Below are 16,178 nucleotides of genomic sequence, written 5' to 3'. Positions count from 1 at the left end.
AAAATAAATTTTTTACTGAAAAAGACAAGTAAATTTTGATTTATTTTAAGAAAATTTAAGAACGTCTCCCTGAAATTCCAAAAAATAAATTCCAAATCCCACAAAAGGAACCTGAAATTTCCAATATTTGAACTTTCTGTTATTATTTAAATTCGCAGAATTTTTAAATTATTTCTTTGGAATTTAGGATTTGGAAAATTGGAATTTGCAGAAAATTACTTTCTCGGAATCCATTTCACCTCATCCGCTTTTAAGTCAGAGGACAACTTCCGTGCCAAGACAAAAAGGTAGTCAGAAAGTCGGTTTAAGTACTGTATTGCAATTTCGGGAACCTGTTCATTATGGCTTAAATGCACTGCCAAACGCTCTGCGCGGCGACAAATACATCTCGCAATATGACAATGTGACACGGTAGGATGCCCTCCCGGTAAAACAAAATGCGTCATTTGCGGAAGGCTTTCTTCCATAGTATCAATCTCATTTTCCAATAATTCAATATCCGTATCGATAATTCCCAGATTTTTCAATCGGAGTTCTCCATTTTTGAGGACTTCTTTTTCTGCCGGAGTTGCCAAAATGGCGCCCACAGTAAATAAGCGATCCTGAATTTCGATTAAAATGGTTTTATAATGGGAATCGATTTCCTGATCACGAATGAGTCCTATATAAGAGTTGAGTTCATCAACAGTTCCATAACTGTCAATTCTGATGTGGTCTTTAGGAACGCGGTCGCCTCCAAAGAGAGCAGTTGTTCCTTTATCTCCGGTTTTGGTATATACTTTCATTTTTTTTGAGGTGCTAAGTTTCTAATTTTCTGAGGAACTAAGCTTTTTTTATAAGATGCTTGGCTTCTAAGTTTCTGAGGAGTAAAGTTTTTCTCTTTCCCTATTAAACGGTTCAACAAATAAAGGTTTCAACTATTTAGAAATTATTTTGTGGTGTCGCTTTCGATCAGGCCATCGCGCAAACGAATGATACGGTGTGCGTATGCTGCAATATCCTCTTCGTGTGTTACTAAGATTACAGTATTTCCCTGTTCATGGATATCGCCAAAAAGCTTCATGATTTCTACAGAAGTCTTACTGTCTAAGTTTCCTGTTGGTTCATCGGCCAGAATTATCGAAGGTTTATTGACCAAAGCACGGGCAATTGCGACACGTTGTCGTTGTCCTCCCGAAAGCTGATTGGGCTGATGATCCATTCTGTCGGCAAGATTTACTTGTTTCAGAACTTCTGTGGCCCTTAAAACACGTTCCGACTTAGAATGTCCGGCATATATCATAGGTAAAGCGACATTGTCTAAAGCGGTAGTTCTTGGCAAAAGATTGAAAGTCTGAAAAACGAAACCAATTTCCTTGTTTCTGATTTCGGCCAATTCATCATCACGCATCTTGCTTACATCTTTTCCGTTTAAAACATAATGTCCGGAAGTTGGTGTATCCAGACAGCCAAGCAAATTCATCAAAGTCGATTTTCCGGATCCTGAAGGTCCCATTAAAGCTACATATTCACCTTTGTTGATTTCTAAATCTATACCTTTTAATACATAAACAATTTCGTTGCCCAGGACAAAGTCTCGTTTTATGTTCGTTATTTTAATTAATGGATTTGCCATTTCGTTTTACAATTTTGGTTTTAAAAGTACAAAACACTTTTCAATAATCGATGAGTAGCCTTTAATTGATTTTTGTTACAGAATGCAGTATTTATTAGTAGTGTTTTTTCTTTTTTAAAAAGTATAAAACATTTAAAAAAAATGTTTGTTATATGATTCTAATTTGTTTTTACATAATTATCATATTTTGGAATTTTTATTAAATTATATTTAAAATTAATATTAAATTTTCGCAAATAATTTATAATTATTCAAATATTTAACTATATTTGCTGTATAACATTTAAATAATCAAAATTATGAGAAATATACAAATTGTATCAGGTATTGCATTAATAGCTTTAAGCTTCACATCATGTAAGGATGAAAAACAGGAAAATGCGAAAAAGACAATCGACGCTTATGTGACCTATGTCGATTCAGTAAAGAATGTTGCTGCAGATGATCTGAAAGCGGATTGGAAAGATGTAGATGCTGAATACAACAGAAGAGCAGAAAATGCACAGTTGGCTCTTGCTGATATTAAAGATAACGCAGCAGAAACAGAAAAAATAAACACTAGTAAAGTTAAATACGAAGAGTTTAAAAATGAAATGACCAAAGTTTTGGCACCACCGGCACCAAGCGCTAAACAACAATTGCGTAATGCGTTATTTGGTGAAGGAAAAATCGGTGATGATATGAGTTTTGCCTGGGTAAATGCTCAAAATATTCATAGTGTGTACCAACAATTTGTTCATACAGTAGAAAATAACAAAGACAGTTATTCACGTGAAGACTGGGATGAAATTAAATTGATGTATGAAGCACTTGACAGCCGTAAAAATACAGTTGAAAAAGAAGGTCTTACCTCTGAAGATAACAGAAAAATTGCAGGTTTAAAATTGAAATTTGCACCAATGTATACGCTTAACAGAATGGGAGCTAAATCTGATGAGACAGCAGCTGCTAAAAAATAAAAAATTGTAATAATTAGGGAAATGGCAATCAGAAATGGTTGCCATTTTTTTTATGCCCTGATGATAAAATGTTCTTTTTCCTGTTCACGTCTGAAAAAGACAAATCCCCATTGAAAAGTATCAATCGTTACTTTTACTTTTGGATGATTTTTAATCATTTTCCAGGCTTCCTCCATTTCGGCAGACCAGTGAATGTCATCGAAAATCCAAATGGAATCATTGGTAATCGTTGGTAATAAAAGTTCAAAATACGCCAGAGTTGCTTTTTTAGAATGATTGCCGTCGAAATAGATTAGTTCAAAGTTTTCGGTCTCAGTTTTTAGTCTCAGTTTGATCTCTTGCAGATACTTTTCGAATTCTGTTATAACTGAATTGACATTATTGAAATTGAATTTTTGCAATTGTAATTGAGAGTGGTTTGCGGTTTGAGGACAGCCCTCTAACGTAATTACTTTTGCTTTTGTCCCGAGGCTTTGAGATCCTAAAGCAAGGGCAGAAGTAGCCAAACCCAGCGAAGTTCCTATTTCTAAAATGGTATTCGGCTGAAAATAGCGAACGACACGGAATAGTAATTCTGCACGTTTTGGAGAAATTCCGGCTGTTTGCGCAATTTTGGCAATTTGTCTGGTATTCGATTTAAAAACTTTCGAGCCTGCGCCAAAATCGGTTACTTCAATAAAGTTTTTATTTTCCAAAAGTGATTTCCTGTATTTTTTTAGAATTGCGTATTCCGGCTTTGTTTTTTTGTCGTAAAAACATTTCGTTAGTAAATTGAATACAAACGGAGAGTGAACGGCGTGTTCGTTTTTGGAGTTCCAAAGAAATTTTAGGTATGATTTTATTTGAAATAGCATAGCAACAGTTACAAAGTAGCGACGAAGATACAAATACGAAAGACAATACCCAAAAGACAATAGGTTTTAGGAAGTTTTATTACGCCGCTAAAAGACTATATTTGCGACCTTGAAATAATACCCATTTTATGATGTTGAAGGAAGAATTAGAAGAGAGGAATGTTATAACTCCGGAAGAAATTGAGCGATGCATTGCCATTCTGGCACAATTGAATACGGATACGGATCAGATATTTGATATTCCGAAAGAACAACGAATCGCTTTGATCAAAGAGGCGGGCATGTTCTCCAGACCGGATCGTGGTGAGTTTTCCAGAAGAATTAAGGACGGTAAACAGGCGGCCAAACGCAAAATGGAAAAGAAAGACAAAACGGCGCGTAAAGAAACCGGAATCCGTCATGCGCGTGAAGCAAGTGTATTTGTGGCACCCAAATTATTGGCTTTTAATGATCTGGCTCATAAAGAACAATTAGAATTAGAAACACCGAGAAACTGTTATGTGTGTAAAACAGGCTTTACCAAAATGCATCACTTTTATGATACCATGTGTACCGATTGTGGTGATTTTAATTATGCCAAACGTTTTCAGACCGCTGATGTAAAGGGACAAATTGCTGTTATTACCGGCTCCCGGTTAAAAATCGGCTATCATATTACGCTCATGTTATTACGCGGCGGAGCAACTGTGATTGCAACCACGCGTTTTCCGGTGGACTCTGCCTTGCGTTTTTCTAAAGAAGACGATTTTATGGAGTGGGGACACCGGTTGAAAATTCATGGACTGGATTTACGACATATTCCCAGTGTGGAGATTTTTTGCAATTTTATCGAACAAAAATACGAGCGATTGGATATTCTGATCAATAACGCGGCCCAGACCGTGAGACGTCCTTCGGGTTTTTATACGCATTTAATAGAAAATGAGGAGCGTCCAGTTGCTTCTCTGCCAAAACAGGCTCAGGAATTGTTACTCGACCATGTCAATTGTCTCGATGAATTGAAAATCCTGACCACCGGAGCTTCTTCAAACCAAAATATGCCGGTAACCTGGCACGGACCTGAACCCGGAATTGGGTTGCGGGCCTCGGCTAAATTATCTCAGATTCCGTATTCTTTTGATAATGCTTTAGTTGCCAATGAAGTTTTTCCGGAAGGAGAACTGGATGCCGATTTACAGCAGGTAGATTTGAGGAAGACCAACAGCTGGCGTTTGAGATTGGGGCAAATAGAAACGACTGAAATGATTGAAGTGCAACTGGTAAATTCAGTTGCTCCTTTTGTATTATGCAACCGTCTTTCAGAAGTAATGAAGAAAGACAATACCGGAAAAAAACACATTATAAATGTTTCGGCAATGGAGGGGAAATTCCACCGCTTTTTTAAAGAAGACCGTCATCCGCATACCAATATGGCGAAAGCCGCTTTGAACATGCTGACCCATACTTCTTCGGGAACGCTGGCGAAACATGGCATTTTTATGAATGCTGTCGATACCGGCTGGGTAACTGATGAAGATCCTGCGGAATTGGCCAAAAAGAAACAGGAATTAGAAGATTTTCAACCGCCATTGGATATTGTAGATGGTGCGGCAAGAGTGATGGATCCTTTGTTTGACGGAATAAATACAGGAAAACACTGGTGTGGGAAGTTTTTGAAGGATTATAATCCGATTCCGTGGTAGGTTTTAGTCGCAGTCTCTCCCGATAGCTATCGGGATCAGTCTCAGTCTTCAGTAGGTTTTCAATATAAAAAATCCATAACAAAATAGTTTCTGTTATGGATTTTTTAATTTTTAACCCAAAGAATTTCGACAATTCACTGAAAACTGAAAACTGCCACTGAAAACTAAAATTACCCTTCAATCTTAGCCGAAAGCTCAAACCAACGCTCTTCTTTCTGGTCTATTTTGTTGATGATATTTTGTAATTCGTTTGCTTTTTTCTCGATATCGGCATCTGCTACTTTTCCGTCAGAGAATAATTGTTCGATTTTGATTTTATCAATTTCTAAATCTTTAATTTCTCTTTCCAGTTTTTGATATTCTTTTTGCTCGTTGAAAGTTAAATTTCCTGTCGGATTATTTTGTTTCCAGTCTTTCTTTTCTGCTTTGTTTTCTTCTTTTTGCATAACATCGGCACTATCTTCATAGGCTCTGAAATCAGAATAGTTTCCCGGGAAATTCTCGATTTCACCGTTTCCTCTGAAAACAAATAAATGATCGACAATTTTATCCATGAAATAACGGTCGTGCGATACCACAAGCAAACAGCCCGGGTAATCCAAAAGGAAGCTCTCCAGGACATTCAGCGTTACAATGTCCAGATCGTTTGTTGGCTCATCCAGAATCAGGAAGTTTGGATTCTGAATCAAAACGGTACATAAATACAAACGTTTTAATTCTCCACCACTTAACTTTTCTACGAAATCATATTGTTTTTTAGCATCAAAAAGAAAACGCTCCAGCAATTGTGAAGCTGAAATCATTCTGCCTTTTGCAAGCGGAATAAATTCCCCGTATTCCTTTATAATGTCAATCACACGCTGATTAGGTTTCGGATTGATTCCGCTTTGGGTATAATAACCAATTTTTATGGTGTCCCCTTTGACTACACGTCCGCTATCCAACGGAAGTGTTCCGGTAAGAAGGTTCAGGAAGGTTGATTTTCCGGTTCCGTTTTTACCAATGATTCCGATACGTGCACCACGCTGGAAATCAAAACTAAACTGATCCAGAATTACGTGATCCTTAAATTTTTTGGAGATTTTGTGAAGCTCGATAATCTTGCTTCCCATTCGTTCCATATTGATTTCAAGCTCGACTTTGTTCTCCTGACGTCGGCTTTGTGCTTTTTCCTTGATTAGATAAAAATCATCCTGACGTGATTTCGATTTTGTCGTTCTCGCTTTTGGCTGACGGCGCATCCATTCCAATTCTTTTACGAATAAGTTTTTTGCTTTGTCAACACTTGCGTTTTCAGACGTAATTCGTTCTTCTTTCTTCTCTAAATAATACGAGTAATTTCCTTTGTACTGGTATAATTTTCCGTTATCCAATTCAATGATTTCGTTGCAAACGCGCTCTAAAAAGAAACGGTCATGCGTCACCATAAACAACGTGATATTTTCTTTGGCAAAATAACTTTCAAGCCATTCGATCATCTCCAGATCTAAGTGGTTGGTTGGCTCATCCAGAATCAATAAATCAGGACGATTGATCAATATGATAGCCAAAGAAAGACGCTTCTTTTGTCCACCCGAAAGATTTTTTACTTTTAATTTAAAATCTTCGAGTTTTAATTTGAATAAAATCTGTTTGTATTGGGTTTCAAAATCCCATGCATTATGCTGATCCATTCCGTCAAAAGCTTTTTGATACGCTTCTTCGTCATCCGGATTTTCTAATGCTTTTTCGTAGGCCTCAATTACTTTAAGTGTCTCATTATCTGAAGCGAAAATACTTTCTTCGATAGTCAGTTCTTCCTGCAGTTTGTTGTCCTGTGAAAGAAAAGCCATTCGAATCCCTTTTCGTAAAACGACCTGACCGGTATCCGGTTCATCCAAACCGTTAATAATGCTCATAATGGTTGTTTTTCCAGAACCATTTTTGGCAATAAAAGCAATCTTTTGGTCTTTATTGATTCCGAATGAGATGTTGTCAAATAAGGTTCTTTCCCCAAAAGACTTCGATATGTTTTCTACAGATAAGTAATTCACTTTGTAAATTATGAGTTATAAATTATAAGTTATGAAGGTTTTACAAATCACAACTTTTTTGCAAAAGTAAGTTATTATATTGCGATTTGCGAATTATTTATGGAGATAGAAACCCAATGCCTCGGATATGCGCAACGATAGCGCAGAAATTCTTTTCGTGCCTGTTCCAATAAGACACAAGAAAGGTTAATTTCCAAAACCAAAAAAGAGACTCGAAAGTCTCTTGTGTATTACTATGTCTTATAAATGATTATTTGGCAATTATTTATTGATTAATTTTTCAAGTCGTTGCATCATTTCATCTTTCTCTTTCAGCATACGCTCAAATAATGCAATCTTTTCTTCATGAAGCTTTTTTAATTCTTCCAATGGATTGATATTGAAAATAGGCTTAGCGTTCCCTATATAAGCATCTTTTTCAATATTAAACGTATTCGAAATAATATTCACCGCCTGGTCCTCATCAAAGTTCTGAAAGGCTTCAACAGGAATTTTTAACTTATCTGAGATTTGATTAAGAATATCCTCTTCGATTACATCTTTTTGCTCCAGCAAAGAAATTTTCTTCTGATTCCAGTCATTTCCCAAATCAAAAGCCAATGCTTCCTGTTTGATTCCAAGCATTTCTCTAAAACGTTTTACGTTTCTTCCCTGATGTATTTTTTGTTCCATAATGAATATCAATTTTACGAAGGCTCAAAGATAAAGCCATTTGGATGAAAAAGTATGAATTTCAAAGATAAAAAAATATCATGTAAATATCTTTTTTGTAATACTAAACTTATAGTATCGCGATTTGTGAATTATTTGTCGAGATCGGAATTCAATAAGGCACTCAAATCAAAATAATGAATTTGCTGGGGAACATTTAAAATTGGTTTCCGCACCAGACTTTCATTCGTGATATAATAATGCAGGCCGTCCCGGGTTGCAATGCCTTCAATCTGATGAAAAGGGAGTTTCAGGTCGATTTTCCTTTTGTTTCCGGTTAAGAAATTATGATTTTTAAAATCATACAAAAGATATAAAAAAGTTTTTCCTGTTTTGGAATACCCACAAAGTACAATCCGTTTTTTTGATGCTACATAAGTGGCGCCTGTTACTAAACCTGCTATGTCAAGCGTTTCCTTGTATTGGGCAAGCTGTTTCCCGGGCTGATTGGGTAAAACATAAATGCTGGTTTTAGAAGATGTCCATTGTTTCGAAAATAAATAAATACTATCCCGTGTTACAATAAAAACTTCACAATCAAAATTGGTTGTATTTCCTTTTTGGGCAGTAAAATCGGTTTGGTCTGAGTAGGAGAATGAAATGGTGTCGATAACAGGATTTCCTTTTAAAAAAGATTTTTTTTCAATTTTTAAAAGATGCAAATCGGTTCGGTTTCCCCTCAAATTATTTCCAAAATCACCGATATATAAATGGGTGTCATCCTGCGAAATTTCCTCCCAGTTGTGGTTTCCTGTCTTGAGTATTACTTTTTTTCTAATTTTTCCCAAAGAATCTAATCCGTAAAGCGTGGTGTCGTGATCATCATTGTGTGACCATAACAAACCGTCAAAAGCAATTAATCCGGAAGTTTCTTTTATGGAATCACTTAATCGGATGGAATATTTCGGTTTTATCTTTACAGATTTATACTGGCAACTCCCGTCGTTGATAGTGGCAGCCGGATTGTAATTTTTAGAAAGCGGGTCTGTACAGCCCGAAATCTGACCATAAGAAACTGATATTGTTGTTATAAAGAATAAAAAGAATTTTAGCATTAAAGGTGTTTTAGATTCAAACAGGTTAAAAGTAAAATTTTAAAATAAATTGATTTTAAAATAACGTTAAAAAATATAATTTAAATGTTATTTTGCACCGTCATTGCTTCGGTCAGAATTTTATTCTAAAAAAAGTAGTTCACATAGTTCCCCAAATATGAAAATTTCTGAAAAAATATCACATTACCGTTTTTCCCGCTACTTCAAAATTTTGTTTGTCTGCCTCGATATTCTATTGTTAAATCTGGCAATAAATCTGTCTGCACTTGCCAGATTCGGAGGTTTGAAAGAACTCCTGCTAAAGGAGGAAAAAACGATTGCCTTATTAATGAATTTAATCTGGATTGGTTTGTTGTTGCATAGAAATTCCTATCGAATGATCCGCATTGAACGTATCGAGTCGATATTAAAAAGAACCATCAATAAAATTGTGATCCATGCGGCACTGGTGGCGATTTTTGTTGTTTTTTTAAAATATGCCGATATTTCAAGACTTCGATTGCTGTATTTTTATCTGTTTTTCTTTTTGCTGATCATGATTTCGCGTTATGCATTGATGAAACTTTTAAAAGAAATCAGGGCGAACGGCTTTAATTTTAAAAAAATAATTATTGTCGGGGCTAATGATACGGGAGAAAGAATGCAAAAAATTCTGGCAAAAGATTTAACATACGGTTATCGGTTTTTAGGTTTTTTTGATGATAAAGAAGGGATTACTCCCGGCTTTTCAGGCCCGCTTTTAGGTGGATTTGATCGTATTGAGAGTTTTATCATTGAGGAAAAAATTGACGAGATGTATGTGGCACTTCATATTGATAAAATTGAAGTAATCAATAAGCTCACGAAAATATGTGAACAGAACATGATTCGGATCAAATTTATTCCTGATTTTCAATTGTACACCAAATCAAGTAAAGTTGAGGTTACCTTTTATGGAAATACTCCGGTATTGATGCTTCGTCCTGAACCTTTAGAATTTGCTTCCAACAGGCTTATCAAAAAGGTATTTGATATTTGTTTTTCACTCGGGGTTATTTTATTGATTTTTCCGTGGCTTTTGCCCATAGTAGCCCTTATTATTAAAGTAGAATCCCGTGGGCCGGTTTTTTTCAAACAGGAACGTTCGGGAAGGGACAACCGCTCTTTTATGTGTTTTAAATTCAGGAGCATGTATGTCAATGATCTGGCGCACGATAAGCAAGCCGGAAAAGGAGATAGCAGAATTACCAAATTTGGTGCTTTTATTCGTAAAACCAGTATTGACGAATTGCCACAGTTTTTCAATGTTTTCTGGGGAGATATGTCAGTCGTTGGGCCAAGACCGCACATGGTAAATCTTGCAAAAGAATATAGTGAACTGATTAATAATTATTTGGTACGACAATATGCCAAGCCGGGAATAACGGGCTGGGCGCAGGTGAATGGGTATCGCGGCGAAACGAAAGAGCTTATCGACATGGAAAACAGAGTCGATTACGACATCTGGTATATCGAAAACTGGAGTTTGCTTCTGGATATTAAAATTATTGTCAGAACGATTATTAATATTTTCAAAGGGGAAGAGAACGCCTATTAACTAAAATTTAAAAAATTGATTGTTCGCCATAATTTCCTTTAAAACAGGAATACTTTTTATATTTATTTTTTTATCAAATTCTTTAATATGGGTATGATGATGCACATCAGAACCCACAAAATCATACATTCCTTTTTTGAGTAACTCTTCGCTAATTTTAGTAACTCCGCTGCCATAATATCCAACTACCGCAAGTAAATTCAATTGAAATAAGCAACCGGATTTTTTTAGTTTTTCGTATTCCCTAAAGTTTTGATGATAATACAAATACCTTTCCGGATGTGCCAAAATCGGAATGTATCCCGCCACCTGCAAATCAAAAAGTGTTTTGTGTAATTGTGCCGGCGGACTGATGTACGATATCTCTACCAGTATATAATTGTCTTTTAGGGTTAGTAGCTTTTCAGTTTTAAAATGATTTTCAAACCAGTCGTCCATAAAATATTCGGCAGCTGCATGAAATGGAATTTTAATACCATTCTCTTCCAATACAACTGCAGTTTCTTTCTGGTTGGCAAGAATCGACTGAGCGGAATTGTCCCAAAAATGATGTTTGATATGTGGCGTTGTCACAAACTGAGAAATTCCAATTTCCTGAAATGCAGTTGCCAGTTTTATAGATTGAGCTATAGTTTTTGCTCCGTCATCGAGTCCCGGTAATAGATGCGAATGAATATCGACATAATTATCGGAAAGAAGGTCTTTCAGGAACGGTTTTGATTTTAAGAATGATAACATGCGGCAAAAGTAAAAAAAAGGATGTGTTTTTGAAGAATTTGTTAAATGGAAATTTACCACCCAAAATTAAGGTAACATTGTAACTTACCATTTTGTAATTATATTATATTTGAAGACACTAAAAATGCAATAATTTATGAAAATAAAGGAAAACTTATACAATCAGAGGATCATTTCGATAGATGCCCTGCGCGGTATTACCATTTTTGTAATGATTTTTGTCAATGAACTGGCAAGCGTGAAAAACGTACCACAATGGATGAAACACATGCCCGCAGAAGCAGATGCCATGACTTTTGTAGATGTCGTTTTTCCGGCATTTTTATTTATTGTCGGAATGTCGGTTCCGTTTGCTTTTAATGCCCGATTATTAAAAGGTGATAGCGCCAAAACGATTTGGACACATACCTTAAAAAGAGCCTTGGCCTTAATCGTTATTGGCGTATTTATGGTCAATGCCGAATATGGCTATGACGCCTCAAAAATGATTATCACTCCTGCACTATGGGGACTTCTGGCTTATGCGATGCCCATTCCGATTTGGAATAAGTATGCCAAAGATTTTCCGATCTGGTTAAAAAACACACTTCAATATGGCGGAATGTTAGTATTAGCCGCGCTGTATTTTTTATACGTTCAGGATACCGGAGAAACGGGTATGACGCCAAAATGGTGGGGGATTTTAGGATTAATTGGCTGGGCGTATCTTTTTACAGTAGTGTATTATTGGCTTGTTTCAGGAAAATTAGGAGCCATGATTTTGTTTTTGGTAATTTGTGTCCTTGTCAATTCACTTAATCTAATCGAAGGATCACTGATTCATCAAAATTCTGTACTTAGTTTTATTGCCGGACATTTAACGCATGCTGCTGTTGTAACTGCCGGTGTGATTATTTCGCTATTATTTTTCGATCGAAAAATTGCTCCGAAAATCAATTGGCCTGTGATAGGTTTTGCGGTATTGTTTTTGGTGACCGGATATTTGTTACGAACTTATTTTGGAATCTCAAAAATAAAAGGGACTCCATCCTGGACGATGTTTTCGGCTGCAATTTGTACCGTACTGTTTTACTTTTTGTACTGGCTCATGGAAATTAAAAAAAAAACCAAGTGGAGCGGTTTCTTTATGCCTGCAGCGGCAAATCCGCTTTTGATTTATATTCTGCCGGGCGTTATTTATTATTTTACTCTCGCTTTTAATCTTCATATCATTCCCGATTATTTCCGTGAAGGAGTTCCCGGGATTATCTGGAGTTTGGTTTTTTCAACGATTATGTTACTGGTGATGAAAATCTGCAATAGGTATAAGATTCAGTTGCATTTGTAAAAGTTTTCAGTCTCAGTCACAGTTTTCAGTCACAGTTTCTCACTGCGACTAAAAACTGCGACTTCAATTTTGAACGATAACTGATTTTATTTCCAAAAGTGCACCCGAAACAGGATTGTAATTCACGAAGTTCAATTTACATAAATTATGAATATCCAATAATTTACCATCAGGTAATCCATCCTGTTTGAAATCAGACCATGGAATTTTGATTGTTGTGAATTTTTCCGGAGAAGCCTGCAGATCAACTCTCGGGTGCGATCCGCCGTGCACGCAGCCTGTTCCTTCTTTATTTCCTTCGCGGGCTTGTATTTTGATAAGTTGTGAGGATTTATAAGTGATACTTACGAATTTAGATGTGTCAGATAAATTCGTAGCAGGTCCATCATTCGAGTTAGAAGCTGTAATCATAACATTCAGCTCAATTTCTCCAACAGGTGCATTTTGGGCTGTCACGCGGATAATACCTTCTTTTTGTCGAATTAAATTAATAGTTTCCTGAGTTTCCTTTGCCGGGCCCGCAATAAACCAGGTATTGGATTCTACAAGATTTATGTCCTTATGATTCGGGTTCTTGCTAAGAAAACCACAGGATATAAATAAGACTAAAATTAAAAAAGGGAAACGAATCATACTTAGAAGCCGGTTTAAAGAAGTTGGTTTTAATTTCAAATATAGCTTTTATAAAAATACCGCGAATCAAATTCGCTAAATGAAGCTGGATATCGGAACGTATTCGAATCTGATAAAGCAAATTGAAAACGACTGATTTAGGCATATGTTAGGACATTAGTAAAAACGATGGCTCTTTCCGGCTGGGTTTATCTGAAAATTTCTAACTTTCCGAAAAAATCAAGAGACCCATTTTTTCATGCAGCTATCAGTTATTATTCTTAATTACAATGTGCGTTACTTTCTGGAGCAATGCGTTTTAAGTGTTCAGGAAGCAATTTCAACGATCGATGCCGAAATCATTGTCATTGATAATAATTCGTCGGATGATAGTTGCCTGATGATGCAAGAGCGGTTTCCGGACGTCAAACTGATTCAGAACAAAAAGAATTTCGGTTTTCCAAAAGGCAATAATATTGGAGTCAAAGAGGCACAGGGAAAATACATCTGCATTCTCAATCCCGATACGGTGGTGGCGGAAGATACTTTCAGTAAGATTTTAGCTTTCGCAGAAAAACAAACCAACTTAGGGATTATTGGCTGTAAATTAATAGATGGAACGGGAGAATTTCTGCCTGAAAGCAAACGCGGCATTCCAACGCCCTGGGTTGCTTTTACCAAGATTTTTGGCTTGTATAAAGTTTTTCCAAAGTGGAAGCTCTTCAATCAGTATTATGCACAGCATATTTCGGAAAATGAGACCGGTAAAGTCGCTATTTTGGTAGGTGCTTTTATGTTGATGGAAAGAAATTTATATCTTGAATTAGACGGTTTCGATGAAGATTGTTTTATGTACGCAGACGATATCGATCTTTCGTACCGCGCATTACTGAAGGGGAAGCATAATTATTACTTTCCTGAAACAACCGTTTTGCATTACAAGGGTGAAAGTACCGTGAAAGATGAGAAATATATGAAGCGTTTTCAGGAAGCGATGACTTTTTTTTATCAGAAACATTTCAGGAAATCACTGTTTTTCTCTATTTTTATCAAAATCGGGATTGTGTTTTTTTCGTTTGTTAAAATGTTTCAGGGAAAATCAAAAGACAAACAGATACCCGAAAGTTATGTTTTGTATTCTTCTGATGCGAAATTATCTGAAAAATTGGCTTCTGTTTTTGAAAATAAAGTAGTGGTTTTCGATTTCAAAAAAGAAAAAATGGTAAATTCGTACCTGATTTTGAAGGGTAAAAGAGTAGAGATTATTTTAGATAATCAGCATGTTTCATTCCGAAATTGTATCAAAATCATAGAAACTCTTAGGGATAAGAGTATTACTTTTAAAATTTTCCCCAAAAGTACCAGTTTTATTATTGGAAGTAATTCAAGAAATGACAGGGGGCAAGTGGTAAAAATCGAGTAAAAAATTATATTAAATGTAATTTATATTTAAAATATTCAGTAATTTCGCAATCTGAAAATCAAAATCACCCTTGAGGTTAACAATATGGCAAGATTTGAATTAAAACTTCCCAAAATGGGAGAAAGTGTAGCTGAAGCAACTATCACAAACTGGTTGAAAGAGGTTGGAGACAAAATTGAAGCTGACGAAGCGGTACTCGAAATAGCAACTGACAAAGTTGACAGTGAAGTGCCAAGCGAAGTGTCGGGAATTTTAGTCGAAAAATTATTTGGCAAAGATGATTTAGTTCAGGTAGGACAGACTATTGCAATTATCGAAACAGAAGGCGGCGTTGAAACAGCATCGTCATTTTTAGTAGATAAAGTGGTGGATGATGAAGCTGCTCCGGCCGCAGCAGCTGAAATAGAAAAAACAATCGATGCCGCTAAAGAAACCGTTACGCCTCAGGATTTTTCAACATCGGATAAATTCTTTTCTCCGCTAGTGAAAAATATTGCAAAAGAAGAAGGTGTTTCTGTTGCTGAATTAGAGAATGTTCAGGGTTCAGGAAAAGACGGACGTGTTACAAAAGAAGATATTTTAAAATATGTTGATGATCGCAAATCTGGTGCGGTTGCTGCTCCAAAAGCTGTTGTTGAAACAGTTAGGGAAGTAGTTGCCCCGGTAAAAACGGCACAGCCGGTAGTGGTTCAGAAAAGTCAGCAGGCAGTTCCCGTTTCTGTAAATGGAGGTGATGAAATCATCGAAATGGACAGAATGCGTAAATTGATTTCAGGATATATGGTAGCTTCGGTGCAGACTTCGGCTCACGTACAATCGTTTATTGAAGTTGATGTAACCAATATTGTGAAATGGAGAGATAAAGTAAAAGCTGCTTTCGAGAAAAGAGAAGGCGAGAAACTTACTTTTACGCCAATTATGATGGAAGCCGTTGCAAAAGCACTGAAAGATTTCCCGGGAATGAATATTTCGGTTGATGGTGATTATATCATTAAAAAGAAAAATATAAATTTAGGAATGGCTGCGGCTTTACCAAACGGAAACTTAATCGTTCCGGTTATTAAAAATGCAGATCAGTTAAACCTTGTCGGAATGGCAAAAGCGGTTAATGATTTGGGGAATCGTGCAAAAGCAGGAAAACTGAAGCCGGACGATACACAAGGAGGAACGTATACCGTTACAAACGTTGGGACTTTTGGAAGTGTTTTCGGAACACCGATTATCAATCAGCCGCAAGTTGGAATCTTAGCACTTGGAGCAATTCGTAAAGTGCCTGCAGTTATCGAAACTCCGGAAGGTGATTTTATCGGAATCCGTCAGAAAATGTTCTTGTCTCACTCTTACGATCACAGAGTGGTAGATGGTGCACTTGGAGGAAGTTTTGTAAAGAGAGTTGCCGAATATTTAGAAGCTTTTGATGTAGACAGAGATTTCTAAAAAGAGCTGTTTTATAAATAATTAACCCTTTCCGTGTTTTAAACGTGGAAAGGGTTTTTCTTTTTAGATTATTAAAGTCAGAACAGAAATCGGGAACTTTATGAAAAAAACGAGTGAAATTCAGCTTTAAAATTTATATTTGTAGACTTATAAAAT

Annotated in this window: 14 protein-coding genes; 6 read left to right on the top strand and 8 right to left on the bottom strand. The window is 36.2% G+C overall.

Annotated elements, in window-relative coordinates:
- Nucleotides 1–215 precede the first annotated feature (215 nt).
- Complete coding sequence (locus tag EV142_RS22035) at nucleotides 216–785, bottom strand: cob(I)yrinic acid a,c-diamide adenosyltransferase (RefSeq protein WP_132038034.1); 570 nt, start codon at nucleotides 783–785, stop codon at nucleotides 216–218.
- Nucleotides 786–928: 143 nt separating this feature from the next.
- Nucleotides 929–1,615: an ABC transporter ATP-binding protein gene (locus EV142_RS22030; RefSeq protein WP_132038032.1), complete on the bottom strand. Its 687-nt coding sequence runs from the start codon at nucleotides 1,613–1,615 to the stop codon at nucleotides 929–931.
- Nucleotides 1,616–1,914: 299 nt separating this feature from the next.
- Between EV142_RS22030 and EV142_RS22025 the strand changes: the two genes are divergently transcribed.
- Nucleotides 1,915–2,574: a DUF6565 domain-containing protein gene (locus tag EV142_RS22025; RefSeq protein WP_132038030.1), complete on the top strand. Its 660-nt coding sequence runs from the start codon at nucleotides 1,915–1,917 to the stop codon at nucleotides 2,572–2,574.
- 50 nt (nucleotides 2,575–2,624) lie between these two features.
- On the opposite strand, the gene EV142_RS22020 is transcribed toward EV142_RS22025, so the two are convergent.
- Nucleotides 2,625–3,428, bottom strand: coding sequence for an O-methyltransferase (locus tag EV142_RS22020; RefSeq protein ID WP_132038028.1), 804 nt, complete (start codon nucleotides 3,426–3,428; stop codon nucleotides 2,625–2,627).
- 128 nt (nucleotides 3,429–3,556) lie between these two features.
- On the opposite strand from EV142_RS22020, the gene EV142_RS22015 reads away from it, so the two are divergent.
- Complete coding sequence (locus EV142_RS22015; protein ID WP_371311649.1) at nucleotides 3,557–5,110, top strand: SDR family oxidoreductase; 1,554 nt, start codon at nucleotides 3,557–3,559, stop codon at nucleotides 5,108–5,110.
- A 170-nt stretch (nucleotides 5,111–5,280) separates the two neighbouring features.
- Here EV142_RS22015 and EV142_RS22010 read toward each other — a convergent pair whose 3' ends face one another.
- The 3 genes from EV142_RS22010 to EV142_RS22000 form a co-directional block, all read right to left on the bottom strand.
- A complete protein-coding gene (locus EV142_RS22010; RefSeq protein WP_132038027.1) occupies nucleotides 5,281–7,143 on the bottom strand; it encodes an ABC-F family ATP-binding cassette domain-containing protein in 1,863 nt (620 codons plus the stop codon).
- 261 nt (nucleotides 7,144–7,404) lie between these two features.
- Nucleotides 7,405–7,815, bottom strand: coding sequence for a helix-turn-helix domain-containing protein (locus EV142_RS22005; RefSeq protein ID WP_132038025.1), 411 nt, complete (start codon nucleotides 7,813–7,815; stop codon nucleotides 7,405–7,407).
- Nucleotides 7,816–7,946: 131 nt separating this feature from the next.
- Nucleotides 7,947–8,909: a T9SS C-terminal target domain-containing protein gene (locus EV142_RS22000; RefSeq protein WP_132038023.1), complete on the bottom strand. Its 963-nt coding sequence runs from the start codon at nucleotides 8,907–8,909 to the stop codon at nucleotides 7,947–7,949.
- Nucleotides 8,910–9,066: 157 nt separating this feature from the next.
- Between EV142_RS22000 and EV142_RS21995 the strand changes: the two genes are divergently transcribed.
- The gene (locus EV142_RS21995; protein WP_132038021.1) at nucleotides 9,067–10,485 is read left to right on the top strand and encodes an undecaprenyl-phosphate glucose phosphotransferase; all 1,419 of its coding nucleotides are present in this window, start codon (nucleotides 9,067–9,069) and stop codon (nucleotides 10,483–10,485) included.
- Here EV142_RS21995 and EV142_RS21990 read toward each other — a convergent pair whose 3' ends face one another.
- Complete coding sequence (locus tag EV142_RS21990; RefSeq protein WP_132038019.1) at nucleotides 10,486–11,223, bottom strand: tyrosine-protein phosphatase; 738 nt, start codon at nucleotides 11,221–11,223, stop codon at nucleotides 10,486–10,488.
- A 136-nt stretch (nucleotides 11,224–11,359) separates the two neighbouring features.
- Between EV142_RS21990 and EV142_RS21985 the strand changes: the two genes are divergently transcribed.
- On the top strand, nucleotides 11,360–12,550 hold the full coding sequence (locus EV142_RS21985) for a DUF5009 domain-containing protein (protein ID WP_132038018.1): 1,191 nt from the start codon (nucleotides 11,360–11,362) through the stop codon (nucleotides 12,548–12,550).
- 63 nt (nucleotides 12,551–12,613) lie between these two features.
- Here EV142_RS21985 and EV142_RS21980 read toward each other — a convergent pair whose 3' ends face one another.
- Entirely contained in the window at nucleotides 12,614–13,183 is a 570-nt protein-coding gene (locus EV142_RS21980) for a hypothetical protein (protein WP_132038016.1), read from the bottom strand.
- A 238-nt stretch (nucleotides 13,184–13,421) separates the two neighbouring features.
- Between EV142_RS21980 and EV142_RS21975 the strand changes: the two genes are divergently transcribed.
- Both EV142_RS21975 and EV142_RS21970 read left to right on the top strand, forming a co-directional pair.
- On the top strand, nucleotides 13,422–14,585 hold the full coding sequence (locus tag EV142_RS21975) for a glycosyltransferase family 2 protein (RefSeq protein WP_132038014.1): 1,164 nt from the start codon (nucleotides 13,422–13,424) through the stop codon (nucleotides 14,583–14,585).
- Between the two features lie 84 nt (nucleotides 14,586–14,669).
- Entirely contained in the window at nucleotides 14,670–16,022 is a 1,353-nt protein-coding gene (locus tag EV142_RS21970; protein WP_132038012.1) for a dihydrolipoamide acetyltransferase family protein, read from the top strand.
- Nucleotides 16,023–16,178 lie beyond the last annotated feature (156 nt).

The organism is Flavobacterium circumlabens (assembly GCF_004345565.1).
In the GTDB taxonomy this organism is placed as follows: Bacteria; Bacteroidota; Bacteroidia; order Flavobacteriales; family Flavobacteriaceae; genus Flavobacterium; species Flavobacterium circumlabens.
Note: the sequence above shows the minus strand (reverse complement) of the source record. Positions and strands in the feature narration are given on the sequence as shown.